An 18,575-nucleotide genomic window follows, 5' to 3' on the forward strand; every position below is an offset into this window, starting at 1 on the left:
GGCGATGAATTCGTTGCAGACCGGGTGCGCGACCTTCGATCGCACCTTGTGCCGTAGGCGAGCCGGAACTTCTCGGACGCGACGCGCGATGCTTCGGGGATCGGTCGTGACCCACCTTCGGCGGCCGTACCGACGTTCACCGAATCGGCGAGCGTGCAGGCGTCGTGGTCCCGACGGCAGGGGCGGACCCGCTAGGAGGTGGCGGCCGACCGCTTACCGTCGATCATGCGATCACGCATGCGGGTGAAGGTCTCGGTCATGGAGGCGATGTCGTCGGGGGAGAGCAGGTCGAACATGTTCTCGCGGACCGCGTCGACGTGGCCCGGGCCCGCTGCGGCGAGTCGCGCGTAGCCGGCCTCCGTGAGTTCCGCCCAGGCCCCGCGTCGATCGGATTCGCACTCCACGCGCCGCACCCATCCCGCGTTCTCCATGCGGGAGACCGCCCGGGTGATCCCGCTGCGGGTCGTGGTGCTGGCATCCGCGATGTCGCGCATGCGCATCCTGCGGTCGGGCGCCTCGGAGAGCAGGACGAGGATCTCGAAGTCGGTGAAGGAGATGTCGGAATCCCGCAGCAACTGCTTGTCGAGATTCTGGAACAGCAGGCGGGTCGCATCCAGATAGGCACGCCACAGTCGCTGTTCGTCGTCGTTCAGCCACATCGTTTCTCCCATGAAATCCAGTCTACCCCAGTTAGTTGACTACGCAATCAAATGTGACACACTGGAAAGGTCGACCGACGCGACCACCGAGAGGAGTCGAGCGGCATGAGCAATACCGACACCCGCCCCGAGGAGATCCACTGCCGGACGGAGGATCTTCCGATCCGGGACGCACACCGCCCCCGCGTGGAGATCATCACCTCGCGCGACGTCCCGCTCGGCGGTCCGCGGGCGATGCCCGTCCGCCGTACCCTTCCGCAACGGCAGCGCTCGCTCATCGGTGCGTGGTGCTTCGTCGACCACTACGGCCCCGACGACGTCTCCCGCACCGGTGGCATGGACGTCGCACCGCACCCCCACACCGGACTGCAGACGGTGTCGTGGCTGTTCACCGGGGAGATCGAACACCGCGACAGTCACGGCGTGCACGCGATGGTCCGGCCGGGGGAGTTGAACCTCATGACCGGAGGCCACGGGATCTGCCACTCCGAGGTCTCCACATCCGCGACCGTCACGCTGCACGGCGTGCAGTTGTGGCTGGCCCTGCCCGACGCGCATCGCGATGCGCCCCGCGACTTCCAGCACCATGTGCCGCCGGTCGTCCGGGTACGCGGCGCCGCAGTGAAGGTCTTCCTCGGTTCGCTCGCGGGCCGGCAGTCGCCCGTGACGACGTTCACGCCGCTGCTCGGGGCCGAGATCGTCCTCGATCCTGCGACGAGCATCACCCTCGACGTCGACCCGTCGTTCGAGCACGGCGTGCTCGTCGACACCGGTACGGTCGCGCTGTTCGGTACCGTGCTCACGCGTGCCGCGCTCGGCTACACCGGAACCGGTGTTACGGCCCTCGAACTGACCAACACCACCGACGAACCCGCACGTATCGTCCTCCTCGGCGGAACACCCTTCGGCGAGGAGATCGTGATGTGGTGGAACTTCGTCGGGCGCGACCACGACGAGATCGTCGCCTACCGGGACGCCTGGGAGCGCGGGTCCGATCGCTTCGGCAGCGTCTCCGGCTACACCGGCCGGATCGAGCGTCTCCCGGCGCCACCCCTGCCCCAGGCGCGTATCCGCCCCCGCCGCAATCCGTCCACCGCAGATCCGAACTGCCCGACACAGGACCCCGCATGAGCACCACACCGATACTCGACGTCCGCCGCGCGGACGACCGCCTCCGCACGAAGATCGACTGGCTCGATTCGCGACATTCCTTCTCGTTCGGTCACCACTACGACCCGGAGAACACGCATTTCGGCGTACTCATGGTCAACAACGACGACATCGTCCGTCCCGGAGCCGGTTTCGACACCCATCCGCACCGCGACATGGAGATCGTCACATGGGTGCTCCGCGGATCGCTCGTGCACCAGGATTCGACGGGGCACTCCGGGGTGATCTACCCGGGTCTCGCGCAGCGTATGAGTGCGGGTTCCGGGATCCTCCACTCCGAGAAGAACGACTCGTGGCGCTGTGCCGGTGCCACCGGCTCCCACGCCGCCGAGCACGACGAGCCGGTGCGTTTCGTGCAGATGTGGGTGCTGCCGGACGAAGCGGGCATCGAGCCCGGATACGAACAGCTCGAGATCGACGACGAACTGCTCTCCGGTGGTCTGGTTCCGGTCGCATCGGGAATGGATGCCTACGCCGACCATTCCGCGATCCGCATCCGCAACAGGTACGCGGCCATGCATGTCGCGCGGATGCGTCCGGACCGGCCCGTGACGCTCCCGGACGCGCCGTTCCTGCACGTGTTCGTCGCGCGAGGGGAAGCCGCGCTCGAAGGGGCCGGACATCTCGCGGAAGGAGACGCCGTGCGGATTGCCGGCGGCGGTGGCCGGCAGCTCACCACCGCGACCGGCGCGGAGATCCTCGTCTGGGAGATGCACGCCGCACTCGGGCACTCCTGAACGGTGCCGGTCGGGACGGGAAGCGACGTCAGGCCCGCTCCGTGGATCCGGAACGGGCCTGACGTATCGGTGTGTCAGCTCGTGGCGCCGCTCATCGGCAGCAGCCGGGCCAGCACGTCCGACAGGGTGATCAATCCGACGATCCGGCCGTTCTCGGTAACGGTGACCAGATGGTTCCTGGTTTCCCGCATCGTCGTCAGCGCCTCGTAGACAGGCGTCACCGCGTCGATCGTCAGCGCCGGGCGCATCAGTTCGGCCGCGGTGGTTCCGGGAGCGGCCTGGAGGCTGTCGCGCACGTGCACCACGCCGTCCACGTGGCCGTTGGCCCGCACGAGCAGTCGAAGATGCCCTGTGCGATGGGCCGTCTCGCGGATCTCGGCGCCGGTCGAGGTGGGCTTCACGCTGCTCGGCTGTGCTTGCGGCGTGACGATGTCGCCGAGTGTCAGCGTCTCGAGTTCCAGCGCGCTGCTGAGGTGTCCGTGATAGCGCTCGTCGAGCGTGCCGACCGTGGCCGAGTGCTCGACCAGGTGCCGCAGCGCATCGGGATCCTGCCCTTCGGCGACCTGGTCCACCGGGTCCACGCCGATCTTCCGCAGACACCAGTTCGCCATGTGGTTCAACCGGACGATCAACGGCCGGGTCACCCACATGAACGCGCGCATCGGCAATGCCAGCATCGTGGCGGACTTCTCCGGATGGGCGATCGCCCACGACTTCGGCGCCATCTCACCGACGACGAGGTGGAGGAACGTCACGATGATCAGGGCGAGGACGAAACCGGCCACGTCCGCGAGCCACAGCGGTGCGCCCCAGTTCTCGAACAACGGGGTGAGCCAGTGGTGCACGGCAGGTTTCGTCGTCGCGCCGAGCGCGAGCGTGCATACCGTGATGCCGAGCTGGGATCCTGCGAGCAGCACCGACAACTCGGAGGCACTGCGCAGAGCGGCCCGTGCCGAGCGGCTCGACGCCGCCGCGTCCTCCAGGCGGTGTCGCCGCGCCGCGATGAGCGCGAACTCGACCGCGACGAAGAACGCGCTGGCGGCGATCAGGCCGATCGTCACCGCCGCGACGACCACAGGGTTACTCATCGCCGGTCACCTCGTCCGTCAGAACGGTCACGTGCACCGAGGACGGCACGTGTTTGTCGATGTCGCGTACCTCGGCCACGAGGGTCCGGTGGGTCGGACCCTCCTCGTGCACGAGTTCGGCCGGATCGGGATCGAGCGTGATCCGGACGGTGTCACCCACCTCGGGAAGGCCGCCGAACTCGGTGATGACCAGACCCGCGAGTGTCTCGTAGTCACCCTCGGGCAGATCGTGGTCGAGGGTGCGGGCCACCTCGTCGATGTGCGCGTCGCCTCGGACGAGCCAGCCGTCGCCCTCGGGACGGATGACCTCGACGGCGACCGCGGGATCGTGCTCGTCGGCGATCTCGCCGACCAATTCCTCCGCGATGTCCTCCAGGGTGACGACGCCGGCGAAACCGCCGTACTCGTCGATCACCAGGGCCATCTCGTCCTCGGCCCGGGTCAGCTCGGTGAGAACTTCCGGAAGAGCCAGCGTCGCCGGCACGATCACCGGCGGCCGGCAGACCGTCGCGGCCGTGCCCGTCGGAGTGTCGAGTCCGAGAAGATCGTGGAGGTGCACGACACCGCGCAGATCGTCGGACGAGGTACCCACCACGGGGTAGCGGGTGTGACCGTCGCTCATCTTGTCGAGGATCGTGGTAACCGGCTCGTCCAGCTCGACGACGTCGACCCGCGAACGCGGGATCATTGCGTGCTCGGCTGTGCGCGTAGGGAACTCGAGGATCCGGTCGAGCAGGGTGGACAATTCCGGAGGCAGCTCGCCGGTCTCCCGGGACGCGGCCACGATGTGTTCGAGGTCGCGCGGAGTGGCGGAGTGCTCGACGTCGTGCACCGGTTCGATGCGCAGGGCTCGCAGCAGGAGGTTCGACGACGCGTCGAACAGTTTGATCAACCAACCGAAGACGGCGAGATACGCACTCGTCGACAGGGCGAGTCGGCGGGCGACCGGCTCGGGGCGAGCGATGGCCAGGTTCTTCGGCACCAACTCTCCGAAGACCATCTGGACCACCGTCGAGAAGAGCACCGCCAGCACGGTGCCGACCGCGACACCCACGGCGGTGGGGATGCCCACACCGCCGAGCAACTCACCGAGGCCGCTACCGATCAACGGTTCCGCGACATAGCCCACGAGCAGACCGGTGACGGTGATGCCGAGCTGAGCGCCCGAGAGCATGAAGGAAGTGCGGCGGGTGACCGTCAGTGCGCGGGCCGCAGCCGTGTCACCGCCTTCGGCGCGGGCCTTCAGGCGGGAGCGGTCGACGGCCATGTACGCGAATTCCTGCGCGACGAAGTAGCCGGTCAGAGCAGTGATGGCGAGAACGACAAGAATGCCGGCCGCGATTCCGAGGGCGGTCAGCACTGAAGGGACCGGGCTCGGGTGACGAAGAGATCGTCACGTCTGGGCGGGACGGGTCTTCGAGGTTTTCGCTTGGGGCGTTTCATGACTCCCTCGGGGTCGGACGGGCAGGTGTACTCACAGGATAGGACGAACGGGCACCGGCGGAAGTTCCCCCCGCCGGGTGGAGATATGGTCACAAGGCGATCTTGTAATATGTGGATCTTCCCCCGAATAGACCGTATTGTCCGGCCCGGAAACTCCCCGAGGAATACGACATATCAGGCGGATTTTCACCGAGTTTTCGATATTTCCCCTGCTAGGGCCGATTTGTGTTCCGGATTACAATTCTTCGCGCTGCGCAGCTGTCGAATGCAGGTAACAATTGGATCGCGTGTCGACGCGAGTCGTCACAACTTCGATGTCGTTCCATTGATGGGAGAAGCCCGTGCCTGCACTCGAGTTCCTTGTCGACCTCTTCGGTAACCTGTCCGACCTGTTCGACGCGCTGAACTTCTTCACCGGTTCCGCTGACGCCGCCGGCGATGCGTTCGGCAGCAGCCAGGCCTGAGCCTCGCCGATTCGAAGGCCCGCGGGTACGCCCGCGGGCCTTCGTCGTGGCCGGGGTGGTGACAGGGCGGGAGGGGCCGAAAGGCGGGGCGCCCGGGATTCCGGTTGTCGCCCGTGGTGCGGTGCGCGAAAACCGACGTTTGGGTTCGATCCGGCAGGGCTACCCGGGGGGAGCAATTCGGACCACTCAGCGCAAACGGACGTTCGGTGAGAGGACGCGAATCATGACATCCCCATCCCCACGACCCACCCGGGGCTCGATGACGGCAACCCCGGTGCAGACGGCCGCGCTCGTAGTGGGCGCGGTGTTCCTCCTGGTCGGCATCCTCGGGTTCATCCCGGGGGTCACGACGGACTACGGCCAACTCTCGGGTGCAGGCCACCACTCCGAGGCTCTGCTCCTGGGGATCTTCCAGGTGTCCATCCTGCACAACATCGTGCACCTGTTGTTCGGTGTCCTGGGACTCGCCGCGGCCCGCGCCGCGGCCACCGCTCGCAGTTTCCTGATCATCGGTGGCGCGATCTACCTGGTGCTCTGGATCTACGGCCTGATCATCGACAAGGACAGCAGCGCCAACTTCGTGCCCGTGAACTCGGCGGACGACTGGCTGCACTTCGTTCTGGGGGTGGGCATGATCGCTCTCGGTGTGCTCCTGACACGGACGCGGACCACTCCGGGTACGGTTCGCCCCTGACCCGTGCCCGGCCCGTCCCGGTGACGGGATCCGAAGAACCCGTGGCTCACGCTACGGGTTCTTCCGTGTGGACAGGCGCGGGTTCCGAGGGGGCGTCCTCGCCGTCGACCGTGAGCACACCCGATTCGGCGACCGCCTCGAGCGACAACGTCCGGTAACCCTCGTCGTCGAACAGGACGGTGACACGATCGTGCTCGCCCGTCATGACCACTCCCGGTCCCCACTCGGCGTGTACGACGCGCGTGTTCGGGGCGAGCACGGAGGAGTATCCGCCGGGGGACGGAAGCGCCGAGACCGTCCCGGCCTCGTCGGCGGCGCCGTCCCGGCAGGTGTCGCACCGGCCGCACGGCGCGGGGAGTGACTCGCCGAAGTATCCGAGGAGGAATCGGCGTCGGCACCCGCGGGTCTCGGCGTAGCCACGCATCATGTCGACGCGGGAGCGATCCAGGCGCTCACCTGCCGCCGCCGTCTCCCGTGCGCGCTCGACCGCCGTCCGGCGCGAGACGTCGGCGACGGAGAGTCCTCGCCGGCCGGACACGAGAGCTCCGCACCGTTCGAGCAGGTTCACGGCGTTCGACAACCTGCGCCCCCGCACGTCCAGCTCGGCACGCAACTGTCCGAGCCGCATCGGGGATCCGGCGCGAACCGCCGAGAACACCCGGGCGATCAACTCCTCGTCGGGATGATGGGTGGTGAAGAAGGTCGCGAGCGAGAGATCCTCGGGCCGGTAGAACATCAGGACGGTGGCCGGTTCCCCGTCCCGCCCCGCGCGCCCGATCTGCTGGTAGTAGGAATCGACCGAGTCGGGTATCGAGGCGTGAACGACGAAACGCACGTCGGGCTTGTCGATGCCCATGCCGAAAGCGGAGGTCGCCACCACGACCTCGCAGCGACCGTCGAGAAAGCCGAGGTGGACGTCCTCGCGCTCCCCGGCGCGCATTCCGGCGTGATAGGGACACGCCTCGATCCCACGTTCACGCAGGGCATCGGCGTACCGCTCGGTGTCCTTGCGGGTCGCGGCGTAGACGATCCCCGGGCCCGGCATCGATGCCACGGCCTCGACGACGGCGCGCCGCTTCTCTCCGTCGTCGGTGTGCCTGCGCACCTCGATGTCGAGATTCGGCCGATCGAAGCCGCCGGCGACGACGAGCGGATCCCGCATACCCAGCGCCGCGACGATGTCTTCGCGGACCGGCGGTGAGGCCGTGGCGGTGAGAGCCACGAGGGGTGGGCGACCGAGCGTCTCGACCACGTCTCCCAGGCGCAGGTATTCCGGTCTGAAGTCGTGACCCCACATCGAGACGCAGTGCGCCTCGTCGACGACGAGGAGCGAGACCTGCACGTCGCGCAGACGGTCCAGAACCTCGTCCTTGACGAGTTGTTCCGGAGCGAGGAATACGTAGTCGGCATCGTGTTCGAGCACGGCACGCCAGTTCGCCTCGTTCTCGGACTCGGGCTGGCGCGAATTGATGGCGACCGCGTCGGGCGCCTCCGAGTGGTCGAGACCGGCGATCTGATCGTTCTGCAGCGCGATCAGAGGCGAGACGACCACGGTCACCCCCGGTAGCAGCAACGAGGGCACTTGATAGATCGCGGATTTCCCGGAGCCGGTGGCCATGACGGCGAGGACGTCGCGTCCGTCGAGCAGCGGCACCATGGCGTCCAGTTGCTCGGGGCGCAGAGCGCTCCAGCCGAAGACATTCTGCGTGGCGGCACAGAGTTCCTCGCGTGCCTCGTCCGACGCTCGTTCGGGCGAGGATCGATACATCTTGTGCTGCAAGTGAACTCCAGATTCCGTGTGGACTGCCCGGGTGGGGCGGGCGCAGGATGCCTGCCGCATACCCGGGGACGCGCCCGACCCAAACGGCTCGCGGATCCCGGGCCTGCCGTGTCGGTCCGGCCGGGTGTGGGTACCCGCGCTCCATACGTGCCGAGGAGGAGAGATGAACGATGCTCGACCCCGTGCTCTGGTGACCGGAGCCTCGCGAGGGATAGGCCGGGAGTTGGCCGCCCTGTTCGCGGCCGACGGCTACGACCTCGTCCTGGCAGCGAGATCGGACGCGCTGGACTCGGTCGCCGCCGACCTGGAGAAGACCGGGGTGGACGTGGTTGCGGTCCACGCCGACCTGCGGACGCCGGACGGCGTCCGGGCGGTCCACGAGGCCGCGACAGCCGAGGGTCGCATCCCGGCCGCCGCCGCGCTCAACGCCGGTGTCGGGGCCGGCGGCGCATTCGTCGACGCAGAGCTCGAGGACGTGCTCTCGATCGTCGACGTCAACGTGCGCTCGACGGTGCATCTGGCGCACCTGCTGCTGAACGACATGCTGCGGGCGGGATCGGGCCGCATGCTGATCACATCGTCGGTCGTATCGACGATGCCCGGCCCCTACCAGGCCGTGTACAACGCGTCCAAGGCCTTCGTGCAGTCCTTCGCCGACGGTGTCCGGAAGGAGCTGGACGGCAGCGGGCTCACGCTCACGTCGATGCTGCCCGGGGCCACCGACACCCATTTCTTCGCGCGTGCCGGGATGCTCGACACCCTGCTGGGGAAGTCCCCCAAGGACGATCCTGCCCGTGTGGCCCGGGACGGCTATGCCGCGCTGATGCGCGGCAAGCGGAACGTGGTGCCCGGTTCCCTCCTCGCCAAATCCATGGCGGTCTTCGGTACGGTGGCGCCCGACGCCGTGACCTCGGCCGTCCACCGGGTCCTGGCGAAGCCGCGATCGGAGAGATGAGCCCGCGACGAGAGGACCGGTCAGGCGGATCTCGTCCGTGCGGCCGGGCGGGTGGGATGGTCGTAGCGCACCAGCACGTCCGCATCCGTCTCGCCGTGCTCGAGCAACGCGGTGATCGTCCAGTGATCCCCGGCGCGCGTGCGTCTTTCGAGCGCCCCACGCGACATCGTCAGGGAAACGGTGACATCGAAGTCGAGCCCGCGGCCGAGGAGCATCGGACCGGCGACGACGAGAATCTGGTCGTGCGCCGCCGGCCGCGGGAGTTCGCGTGCCGAGCGGTCGGTGTCCTCGTCCCACAGACGAGGAAGCCATCGGTGCTGTTCGTGCAATGCTCGCACCACCTCCCGATCGAGTGCTGCGTAGTCGAACCAGTCGTGCCGGTAGCTGTACGGATCGGTCCGCCCGTGCTCGAGCCGGAGGGACGCGGGCCGGACGAAGTCGTGGAGTGCCACGACGTCGGCGGCACGGCCCCGTGTTCGCAGTTCCGTCGCGATTCGGCGCGCGAGTTCCACCGGGTCTGCCGCGTCGGGCGCACTCACGGCGACGCACACGGTTCCGGTGAGCGACTCGGCACGGTCGGCGACGGAGATCGCGAGGGCTTCGGGGGTCAGGGGAGTGAACGAGGGCATCGGTCGTCGCTCATGCCCTTCTGCGGGTGAGGATCACCAGGGTGCGTCGTTCCCGTCCGGTACCGGTGTGTCGAGAAGCCGGTCGAGCCAGAGCACCGCTTCGACCAAGGCTTCCATCTGCGATGCCCAGTCCATCGCGAAGACCACCTCGTCGAGGTCGCTGCGGGCCGCGACGGAGTCGCCGGCGAGTGCATCGACGACGGCCTTCATCACGGTGCTCTCCGGCTGCGGAAGTTCCTCCGGCCGGACGTGACGGCCGCTCTCGGTCCGGATGGTCAGTTCGAAGGACTCGTCGCCGCGCACCTGCGGGCCGATCTTGTCGACCACGACGTCGGCGATCGTCGAGACCGTCCACCTCAGTACGCCGCCGTACAGCGGGGGAGTGATCCGGGACGGTGAGTCCGAACCGGCGCTCGACACCAGTGCCGCGACCTCTTCGGTCAGTTCGCTGTAACCGTTCTCGTGGGCGAGAGCGAGAAGGCGTCCTCCCATCACCGCGTCGCTGCGTGTGATTCCGGCTCGTTCCTCGTGCATGGGCACCGAATGCCCCATTTTGTGTCCCATCACACATTGGCATCGCGCGGGCTGTGCGGTCACCACGGCCGAGTGGGTGAGGCGGATCACATCCGAGCGCTATTCTGAGGTCATGAAGCACATCGCCACTGGGCCGAAGGACGTCACGGTCGGTGTCGGGGACACGATCGAACTGCACCTTCCCGAGAACACCTCCCGGGACTACTGCTGGTCGACGTCGAGGATCGGAGAAGGACTCGTCCTGCGCGACATCCGATTCCTGCCGTCGAAGAATCCGCTGCCGGGAGGGGCCGGTGAACGGGTCTTCAGCTTCACGGCACGCCGCGCCGGTACCTGGCCCATCTCCCTGCGCATGCGCAAGCACGCCGACCTGATCGCCGACAGCGCGAACATGACCGTCACGGTCGCGTGAGGGCGTATCGCAGCCACGGACGCGTGACGTAGAGGTTCGTCGGTACACGAGGTGCCGCACGCGATCCGCGGAGTCAGCGCAGCGCCGGGGGGTTGTCGAGATCGCGCGCCGAGTAGGTGTCGCACGCGTCGACCCGGCCGGTGCGGTATCCCGCCAGGAACCAGGCCTGGCGCTGCTCGGACGAACCGTGCGTCCAGCCCTCCGGGTTCACCCGACCGGTGGCGGCCCGCTGGATCCGGTCGTCGCCGACGGCGGATGCGGCGGAGAGTGCGTCGCGGATATCGGTGTCGGTCAGGGGCACGAGGAAAGGTTCGCCGGTGGTCGGCTCGGGCAGCTTGTCGGCGTGATAGGCCCATACTCCGGCGTAGCAGTCGGCCTGCAGCTCGGTACGGACGGCGCCGGATTCGGGACCGCGCGGATCGGCCTGCGCACGTCCGAGATCGCCGAGCTGGTTCTGCAGATGGTGGCCGAACTCGTGCGCGACGACGTATTCCTGCGCGAGCGGACCGCCGCTGGCGCCGAACCGGGTCTCGAGTTCGTCGAAGAAGCTGGTGTCGAAGTACGCGGTCCGATCCGCCGGGCAGTAGAACGGCCCGATGTCGCTGGTGGCGTTACCGCAGCCCGTCGACGTGGCCGACGTGAAGATCTCGACCTCCGGCTGCACGTAGGCCACACCGGTCTGGCTCGCGAACTGCTGCTCCCACACCGAGTCCAGCGACCCGACGGTGTAGAGCACCCGGCAGTCGACGTTCTCGTTGGCGGTGGCACCACCGACCTCGCACTCCTCGAGTGCGCTCTCCGCCTGCGGATCGCCGGACGTGTCGGGCACCCCCGATCCCAGCAGCGAGGACGGATCTCCGCCGAACAGCAATGCCAGGATGATGACGATCAGGCCACCGGCCCCGCCACCGAGAGCGAGCTTCCCACCGCGCCCACCACCGCCGGTACGGACACGGCCCGCATCCATGCGTGCACCTTCTCTGAACGTCATCGCCGCCGCTTTCTCCCGTGTTCGTCGGACCCGGACAAGCTTGGCACGAACTATTCGGTACGGGTGCGCTCAGGCCGATCGTGTCTTTCGTAGGATTACAGCCGACGAACCCGTCGCTGATCGTTTCGAAAGGAATTCCGTGCTGCGCACCCATCTCGCCGGCTCGTTGCGAGCCGAGCACGCCGAGCAGACTGTCACCCTCACCGGATGGGTTGCCCGGCGACGCGATCACGGCGGGGTCATCTTCATCGACCTGCGCGACGCGTCGGGTGTCTCGCAGGTGGTCTTCCGTAGTGCCGGGGTCCTCGAGCAGGCGCACCGGCTCCGCGCGGAGTACTGCGTCCGGATCACCGGCAAGGTGGAGGTCCGCCCCGAGGGCAACCAGAACTTCGAGATCCCGACCGGCGCGATCGAGGTCGACGCCTCCGAACTCGTCGTCCTCAACGAGTCGGCCCCGCTGCCGTTCCAGCTCGACGACCAGGCCGGTGAGGAAGCCCGCCTGAAGTACCGCTACCTGGATCTGCGCCGCGAGAAGCCCGGCAAGACCATCCGGTTGCGCAGCAAGGTCAACGCTGCGGCCCGCGCCGTGCTCGCCCACCACGAGTTCGTCGAGGTCGAAACCCCGACCCTCACCCGCTCGACACCGGAAGGCGCCCGCGACTTCCTGGTGCCCGCACGCCTGCAGCCCGGCAACTTCTATGCCCTGCCGCAGTCCCCGCAGCTGTTCAAGCAGTTGCTCATGGTCGGTGGTATCGAGCGCTACTACCAGATCGCGCGCTGCTACCGCGACGAAGACTTCCGCGCCGACCGTCAGCCCGAGTTCACCCAGCTCGACATCGAGATGGCGTTCGTGAGCCAGGACGACGTGATCCTCCTCGCCGAGGAGGTGCTGCACGCACTGTGGCGTCTGGTGGGCTACGAACTCGAGACCCCGATCCCGCGCATGACCTACGCCGAAGCCATGCGCCGTTTCGGCACCGACAAGCCGGATCTGCGTTTCGGTATCGAACTCGTCGAGTGCAAGGAATTCTTCAAGGACACCACCTTCCGTGTCTTCCAGGCCGAGTACGTCGGTGCTGTCGTCATGCCCGGCGGCGCGAGCCAGCCGCGTCGTCAGCTCGACGCCTGGCAGGAATGGGCCAAGCAGCGCGGCGCCAAGGGCCTCGCATACGTGCTCGTCGGCGAGGACGGCACGCTGAGCGGCCCGGTCGCCAAGAACCTCACCGACGCCGAACGTGCCGGGCTCGCCGCGCACGTGGGCGCCGACCCCGGCGACTGCATCTTCTTCGCCGCCGGCCCCACCAAGCCGATGCGGGCGCTGCTCGGTGCCGCGCGCGGCGAGATCGCCCGCAAGCTCGATCTGATCGATCCGAACGCGTGGGCGTTCGTGTGGGTCGTCGACGCCCCGCTGTTCGAGCCCGCGGCCGACGCGACCGCCAGTGGGGACGTGGCCCTCGGTCACTCGGCGTGGACCGCGGTGCACCACGCGTTCACCTCGCCCAAGCCCGAGTACCTCGACACCTTCGACACCGATCCGGGGTCGGCGCTGGCCTACGCCTACGACATCGTCTGCAACGGCAACGAGATCGGTGGCGGCTCGATCCGTATCCACCGCCCCGACATCCAGGAGCGGGTGTTCAAGGTCATGGGCATCCCGGAGGAGGAGGCGAACGAGAAGTTCGGCTTCCTGCTCGAGGCATTCAAGTACGGTGCGCCGCCGCACGGCGGTATCGCCTTCGGCTGGGACCGCATCACCGCGCTGCTCGCCGGGGTCGACTCGATCCGTGAGGTCATCGCGTTCCCCAAGTCCGGAGGCGGTGTCGATCCGCTGACCGACGCTCCCGGGCCCATCACGCCGGCGCAGCGCAAGGAGTCGGGCATCGACTTCGTGCCGGAGCCTGAGACCGAGGACGCCGACAGGTCCTGATCACTCGCATCTTCCTCGGCGCGGTGCCGTCCGCCTCCGGGCGGCGGTACCGCGCCGTCGTGTCCGAGGCCTCCGACGGAGGTCGTGTGGTGAGGTTCGTGGGTTCGATGGGGTTTGTGAGGATCCTGTCGGGGTACTCCGTCGGTCCGGCGCCAACGGGGGCGCCGGTACGAGGAGGTATCGATGGCCGACGCACGTGTGATCTTCTACAAGCCGCTCGCTCTCGCAGCCAGTGTGGGAGGCGGCCTTCTCGCCGGCGCAGTCTTCAATCAGGTGTGGAAGAAGGTCGGCGGCAGTGACGAACGGCCCGAACCTCAGGATCTGTCGCAGCGCACCAGGGACGTGCTCGTCGCGGCCGCTCTCCAGGGTCTGATCTTCGGTGTCGTGAAGGCCGCGGTGGACCGCGGCACCGCCCGTGGATTTCAGAAGGTGACACACGTTTCACCGGAATAGTGGTGACGTGTCCCTATCGTGATGGACGCGTGGAGAGCCGCGGCGGACGGGAGCGGAACGGGACACATCGGTGAACAGCGAGTTCTTCCTCGCAAGCAGACGAAAGCGACGTGGTGGAACGGTCGCGGGCGAAGAAGGTCCCGCTCGATCCGAGCCTTGTGGACGACCTCGTCGTGACCGAGAACCTGTAGATTGGGCCGTGATGACCGCAACATTGGCAGACCCCGTGTCCGAGGTGGTACACGCCGCCGAAGCGCTGCTCACCCGCCGTACCGGCGCCACGGTGACCCTCACCGATCCCGTGGATCTCGGGGGCAGCGGCCGCTCGGTGGTCGTTCGGGTACGAGTGGCCGCCAATCCGTTCTCGCTTCCACGCACCCTCGTCCTCAAGCAGGTGCCGCCCTCCCGCGGCACCGGCCACGTCGACTTCCGCGGTTCCGAGACCGACGAGCAGATCGCCTTCCTCCGGGAGGCGGTCTCCTACCAGTTCACGACGGCCCTGGCGAAGGATCACCGTCCGGGCGCCGAACTGCTCGCCTACGATTTCGACGCCCGTCTGCTCGTGCTCAGCGACCTCGGCGACGCGACCACTCTCGCCGAGGTGCTGCGCAACAGCTCCGAGGCCGCCGGGAACACCTTGATGGCCCTGGCGCAGGCGCTCGGGCGCATGCACGCCGCGACCGTCGGGCGCGAGGAGGACTTCGCGGCCCTGCTTCGTCGCGCCGACGTCGCGCGGGTCGCCGACGCGGTGTCCCAGCAGGCCCTCGACGCGGTACGGGGCGTCCCCGAACTCCTCGAGGCGGATTTCGGGCTGGCCGTGCCCGAGTCGGTGCGCGAGCGCGCCGAGCGTGCCTCCAAGCTGTTCACCGGCGGACGTTTCCGGGCTTTCAGCCCGTCGGACCTGTGCCCCGACAACATCGTCGTCGGTGACGACGGCGTGCAGTTCCTCGACTACGAGTGGGGCGGCTTCCGCGATGCGACCCTCGACATCGCGTACGCACTCAGCTCCTTCCCGCTGTGCCTGTGCTCGGTGCCGCTCTCCGTCGACCGCATCCGCGCGATGGCCGACGCATGGCGCGCCGAGGTCGTCGCCATGTGGCCGCAGCTGGCCTACGACGAGGTGCTCGAGGAGCGGTTGCTCGATGCCCTGCTCGCGTGCATCTGGCTGAGCACGCACCTGTTCCTGCCCGAGGACCACGCACGCATCGCATCGGTCCGCGAACACGGACTGTCGGTGCCGCGCATTCCGGCGCTCCGCGCCCGCTGGTCGCTGCTCGCCGAGTTCGCCACCGCGACAGGCCACGACGATGTCGCTGCACACGCCCGCGACGTGCTCGCCCACCTCGAGGACCGCGCCGCCGGTTAGAGCGGTCGCTCCGGCAGGCGCCGCTCGCCGGCTACACGAGGGGAGCGGCGGGTTCGATCCTCGTCGCGCCGTCTGCCACCCGGTATCCCGCGACACGGCGTGCAGGGGTGTTCGGATCCGTGCGGTCGCCGATGAAGAACCACTCCATCTGTGTCGCATCGGGGGCCACGTCGAGTACCCCGTAGCCGTGCGAATCGAGTTCGACGAAGCGCACGTGCCGATTGGTCGCGGTCGCCGTCGCCTCCAGCGCAGGCGACGTGCTCCTCGGCGGCACACCGAGCAGCTCGTCGATGTTCGCCGAGGTCACCGAGGGAACCACGAACTCCGTGGCGACGGTGCCCGCCCCCGGATAGTCGGCGGCGTCGACGGGGACGTCCATCGCCCACGAGGTGTGGATGTCGCCCGTGAGGAAGACGACGTTCCGCAGACCCGCCGCCGTGATCGTGTCGAGCAGCCGCCGGCGGTCGGCCGTGTAACCGTCCCACTGATCGGTGTTGAAGGGCACGCCTCCGGCCGGCGCTCCGATGAGCGCGGTCAGCGCCCCGGTGGTCCGTGGATCGAGGGGTGGCAGCAGGATCGGCGAGAACATCACCGAATTGCCGATCAGCTGCCACCGGGTAGGGGAGGTGGTCAGACCCGCGGTGAGCCACTCCATCTGGTCCCGTCCGGTCATCGTGCGCGCCGGATCGTCGACCTGCCGTCCGATGCCACGAACCTGTTGGGATCGATAACTCCGCAGGTCCAGCATGGACAGTTCGGCGAGCCGCCCGAAGCGCAGACGGCGGTAGAGACGTCCGGCATTCGTGCGGACCGGCATCCACTCGTCGTAGGCCTGCACGGATGCCGCTCTGCGGGCCGCCCAGTCGCCCTCGACGAGCGGATCGTGGTTCTCCGCCCCGCCTGCCCACGCGTCGTTGGCCGATTCGTGGTCGTCCCACACCACGATCCACGGCACCTTTGCGTGCAGCGCCTGCAGGTTCGGGTCGGTCTTGTACTGCGCGTGCCGTATCCGGTAGTCGGCCAGGCTCACGATCTCGTGCGCCGGCAGGTGAGCGCGGACGGCCCGGCCGCCGGCGACGGGAAATTTCCCGGCCGCGTACTCGTACAGATAGTCGCCGAGGTGCACCACGGCGTCGAGATCGTCGCGCGCGGCGAGATGGCGGTAGGAGGAGAAGAACCCGCCTTCCCAATCCGAGCACGACACCACCCCGAACCGGAGACGTTCGACTGCGGCGTCGTGAGCAGGTGCCGTGAGCGTCCTGCCGGTCGGTGAGACGGCTCCGGCGGCACGGAAACGATAGAAGTAGGTGGAACCGGGTGCGAGTCCGCGGACGTCGACCTTGACGGTGTGGTCGGAGACCGCACTCGCCGTCACCGCGCCGCTCGAGACGACCGCATCGAAGGTACTGCTGCGGGCCAGTTCCCAGCTCACGGAGACGTCGGGCCCCGCACCCGAACCGGGTGTCGCCTCCGGTGACGGGGTCACCCGCGTCCACAGGATCACCGCGTCGGGCAGCGGATCTCCCGATGCCACACCGTGCGCGAAGACCGCCGGGGAGGCGTGCGCCGGCTGCGAGGTCGTCGCGAAGGCCGCAACACCGGCGGCGAGGACCGACGACCGGAGCACGGCGCGGCGGGACACATGATCGGCGAACGGTGTCGTGGCCACGACCACGATCCGACCACACAATCGGACATCCGTCACGCGAACGGCACAGACCGTCGTCGACCGGGCGTCGGCGCGAGCTTGTAGCGTCGGATGCGTGAGTGATCTTTTCGGGGCGAACGACCCGTCTGCCGAACCGGACGCCCTGTTCGAGGCGCCACGCGAACCGGAACCCGACATCGAACCGCAGGTCCGCCGGACCTCGATCGCACCCGGTGGCGCGAACGCACCGCTCGCCGCGCGCATGCGGCCCGCGACTCTCGACGAGGTGGTCGGGCAACAGCATCTGCTCGAACCCGGGGCGCCGCTGCGGCGACTCGTCGAGGGATCGGGCGCCGCCTCGGTGGTGCTCTACGGTCCGCCCGGCACCGGGAAGACGACCCTGGCGTCGCTGATCTCGGGGGCCACGGAACGCCGGTTCGAAGCGCTGTCCGCACTGTCGGCGGGCGTCAAGGACGTGCGCGCCGTCATCGATCTGGCGCGCCGGCGGCTCACCCACGGTGAGCAGACGGTGCTGTTCATCGACGAGGTCCACCGCTTCTCGAAGACCCAGCAGGACGCACTGCTGGCCGCCGTCGAGAACCGCATCGTGCTGCTGGTCGCGGCGACGACCGAGAACCCGTCGTTCTCGGTGGTCGCCCCGTTGCTGTCCCGGTCGCTGGTACTGCAACTGCAGCCGCTCGGGCCCGACGACATCCGGGCACTGCTCGAACGTGCGCGCACCGACGCCCGTGGACTCGCGGGTGCGGTCGAGATCGACGACGACGCCCTCGACCACCTCGTCCGGCTCGCCGGGGGCGACGCCCGCCGTGCCCTGACGGCGCTCGAAGCTTCCGCCGACACCGCGCTCGCCGTCACCGGTGGCGACGCGGCCGTCATCGACCTCGCGACGGTGGAGTCGAGCATCGACGAGGCCGCCGTCCGCTACGACCGCGACGGCGATCAGCATTTCGACGTCGCGAGTGCCTTCATCAAGTCGCTGCGCGGCTCCGACGTCGATGCGGCCCTGCACTATCTGGCACGGATGATCGTCGCGGGGGAGGACCCGCGCTTCATCGCCCGTCGTCTGATGATCCAGGCCAGCGAGGAGGTGGGCATGGCCGACCCCACCGCCCTCCAGACGGCGGTCGCCGCAGCGCAGGTCGTCCAGCAGGTCGGGATGCCCGAAGCCCAGCTCGCGCTCGCCCAGGCGACGATCCACATCGCCACCGCCCCCAAATCGGGTTCGGTCACCGCCGCCCTCGGCGCCGCCATCGCCGACGTCAAAGCGGGCAAGGCGGGGCCGGTACCCACGCATCTGCGCGACGGTCACTACCAGGGCGCGCAGAAGCTCGGCAACGCGATCGGCTACAAGTTCCCGCACGCGCACCCGGACGGCGTGCTCGCGCAGCAGTACGCCCCGGACGAGCTGGTCGGCGTCGACTACTACGAGCCGACCGGCCGCGGCGTGGAACGGGAGCTGTCGGCCCGCCTGCCCAAGCTGCGCCGCATCGTGCGCGGTGAGCGGTGACCGTGTACCGAGGACCCCGGACGGCGCCACCGTACGGAAGCCATGCACGGCGCTGCCGTACAGAAACCACTTTCGGCGGCGCGATAAGCTGAAGAGC

General features: G+C 68.3%; 18 protein-coding genes. 10 read left to right on the forward strand and 8 right to left on the reverse strand.

Translation table 11 applies throughout. The annotated features are described in order from the left end of the window. Positions 1–191 precede the first annotated feature (191 nt). Entirely contained in the window at positions 192–671 is a 480-nt protein-coding gene (locus EQ874_RS10250) for a MarR family transcriptional regulator (protein WP_064064954.1), read from the reverse strand. A gap of 93 nt (positions 672–764) precedes the next feature. On the opposite strand from EQ874_RS10250, the gene EQ874_RS10255 reads away from it, so the two are divergent. Continuing rightward, positions 765–1,790 (forward strand): pirin family protein, encoded by a 1,026-nt coding sequence (locus tag EQ874_RS10255; protein WP_129976678.1) that lies wholly within the window; start codon positions 765–767, stop codon positions 1,788–1,790. Further along, positions 1,787–2,566 carry a pirin-like bicupin family protein gene (locus EQ874_RS10260; RefSeq protein WP_129976679.1) on the forward strand — a complete coding sequence of 260 codons (780 nt, stop codon included), beginning with the start codon at positions 1,787–1,789 and terminating at the stop codon, positions 2,564–2,566. Before EQ874_RS10255 ends, EQ874_RS10260 begins: the two co-directional genes overlap by 4 nt. Positions 2,567–2,640: 74 nt before the next feature. Here EQ874_RS10260 and EQ874_RS10265 read toward each other — a convergent pair whose 3' ends face one another. Next, the gene (locus tag EQ874_RS10265) at positions 2,641–3,654 is read right to left on the reverse strand and encodes a hemolysin family protein (RefSeq protein ID WP_026003251.1); all 1,014 of its coding nucleotides are present in this window, start codon (positions 3,652–3,654) and stop codon (positions 2,641–2,643) included. Beyond that, positions 3,647–5,014 (reverse strand): hemolysin family protein, encoded by a 1,368-nt coding sequence (locus EQ874_RS10270; protein WP_064064951.1) that lies wholly within the window; start codon positions 5,012–5,014, stop codon positions 3,647–3,649. The genes EQ874_RS10265 and EQ874_RS10270 overlap by 8 nt, the downstream gene beginning before the upstream one ends. A gap of 424 nt (positions 5,015–5,438) precedes the next feature. On the opposite strand from EQ874_RS10270, the gene EQ874_RS23360 reads away from it, so the two are divergent. Together EQ874_RS23360 and EQ874_RS10275 are read left to right on the forward strand one after the other, a co-directional pair. Beyond that, the gene (locus EQ874_RS23360; RefSeq protein WP_255162744.1) at positions 5,439–5,561 is read left to right on the forward strand and encodes a hypothetical protein; all 123 of its coding nucleotides are present in this window, start codon (positions 5,439–5,441) and stop codon (positions 5,559–5,561) included. A gap of 259 nt (positions 5,562–5,820) precedes the next feature. Further along, positions 5,821–6,255, forward strand: coding sequence for a DUF4383 domain-containing protein (locus tag EQ874_RS10275; protein ID WP_207213531.1), 435 nt, complete (start codon positions 5,821–5,823; stop codon positions 6,253–6,255). Between the two features lie 46 nt (positions 6,256–6,301). On the opposite strand, the gene EQ874_RS10280 is transcribed toward EQ874_RS10275, so the two are convergent. Further along, positions 6,302–8,023: an ATP-dependent DNA helicase RecQ gene (locus EQ874_RS10280; protein WP_129976921.1), complete on the reverse strand. Its 1,722-nt coding sequence runs from the start codon at positions 8,021–8,023 to the stop codon at positions 6,302–6,304. A 175-nt stretch (positions 8,024–8,198) separates the two neighbouring features. Here EQ874_RS10280 and EQ874_RS10285 point away from each other — a divergent pair, with 175 nt between their 5' ends. After that, complete coding sequence (locus tag EQ874_RS10285; protein ID WP_129976680.1) at positions 8,199–8,990, forward strand: SDR family NAD(P)-dependent oxidoreductase; 792 nt, start codon at positions 8,199–8,201, stop codon at positions 8,988–8,990. A 20-nt stretch (positions 8,991–9,010) separates the two neighbouring features. On the opposite strand, the gene EQ874_RS10290 is transcribed toward EQ874_RS10285, so the two are convergent. Together EQ874_RS10290 and EQ874_RS10295 are read right to left on the reverse strand one after the other, a co-directional pair. Next, positions 9,011–9,619, reverse strand: coding sequence for a hypothetical protein (locus EQ874_RS10290; protein ID WP_129976681.1), 609 nt, complete (start codon positions 9,617–9,619; stop codon positions 9,011–9,013). 33 nt (positions 9,620–9,652) lie between these two features. Continuing rightward, complete coding sequence (locus tag EQ874_RS10295; protein ID WP_242496708.1) at positions 9,653–10,183, reverse strand: hypothetical protein; 531 nt, start codon at positions 10,181–10,183, stop codon at positions 9,653–9,655. 82 nt (positions 10,184–10,265) lie between these two features. Here EQ874_RS10295 and EQ874_RS10300 point away from each other — a divergent pair, with 82 nt between their 5' ends. Next, positions 10,266–10,565, forward strand: coding sequence for a protease inhibitor I42 family protein (locus tag EQ874_RS10300; protein ID WP_064065002.1), 300 nt, complete (start codon positions 10,266–10,268; stop codon positions 10,563–10,565). 73 nt (positions 10,566–10,638) lie between these two features. Here the strand turns inward: EQ874_RS10300 and EQ874_RS10305 are convergent, their stop codons facing one another. Further along, the gene (locus tag EQ874_RS10305; protein WP_129976682.1) at positions 10,639–11,556 is read right to left on the reverse strand and encodes a neutral zinc metallopeptidase; all 918 of its coding nucleotides are present in this window, start codon (positions 11,554–11,556) and stop codon (positions 10,639–10,641) included. 139 nt (positions 11,557–11,695) lie between these two features. Here EQ874_RS10305 and aspS point away from each other — a divergent pair, with 139 nt between their 5' ends. The 3 genes from aspS to EQ874_RS10320 all read left to right on the forward strand — a co-directional run bounded on the left by aspS (position 11,696) and on the right by EQ874_RS10320 (position 15,302). Continuing rightward, positions 11,696–13,483, forward strand: a complete 1,788-nt coding sequence (aspS, locus tag EQ874_RS10310; RefSeq protein WP_129976683.1) for an aspartate--tRNA ligase — start codon at positions 11,696–11,698, stop codon at positions 13,481–13,483. 183 nt (positions 13,484–13,666) lie between these two features. Beyond that, the gene (locus EQ874_RS10315) at positions 13,667–13,936 is read left to right on the forward strand and encodes a DUF4235 domain-containing protein (RefSeq protein WP_064064946.1); all 270 of its coding nucleotides are present in this window, start codon (positions 13,667–13,669) and stop codon (positions 13,934–13,936) included. A gap of 202 nt (positions 13,937–14,138) precedes the next feature. After that, positions 14,139–15,302, forward strand: coding sequence for a hypothetical protein (locus EQ874_RS10320; protein ID WP_064064945.1), 1,164 nt, complete (start codon positions 14,139–14,141; stop codon positions 15,300–15,302). A 31-nt stretch (positions 15,303–15,333) separates the two neighbouring features. Here the strand turns inward: EQ874_RS10320 and EQ874_RS10325 are convergent, their stop codons facing one another. Beyond that, positions 15,334–16,971, reverse strand: a complete 1,638-nt coding sequence (locus tag EQ874_RS10325; protein WP_129976684.1) for an alkaline phosphatase D family protein — start codon at positions 16,969–16,971, stop codon at positions 15,334–15,336. Positions 16,972–17,065: 94 nt separating this feature from the next. On the opposite strand from EQ874_RS10325, the gene EQ874_RS10330 reads away from it, so the two are divergent. Next, positions 17,066–18,478, forward strand: coding sequence for a replication-associated recombination protein A (locus tag EQ874_RS10330; protein ID WP_129976685.1), 1,413 nt, complete (start codon positions 17,066–17,068; stop codon positions 18,476–18,478). The last annotated feature ends 97 nt before the right edge of the window (positions 18,479–18,575 follow it).

The organism is Rhodococcus sp. Q1 (assembly GCF_004153645.1).
In the GTDB taxonomy this organism is placed as follows: Bacteria; Actinomycetota; Actinomycetes; order Mycobacteriales; family Mycobacteriaceae; genus Rhodococcus; species Rhodococcus gordoniae.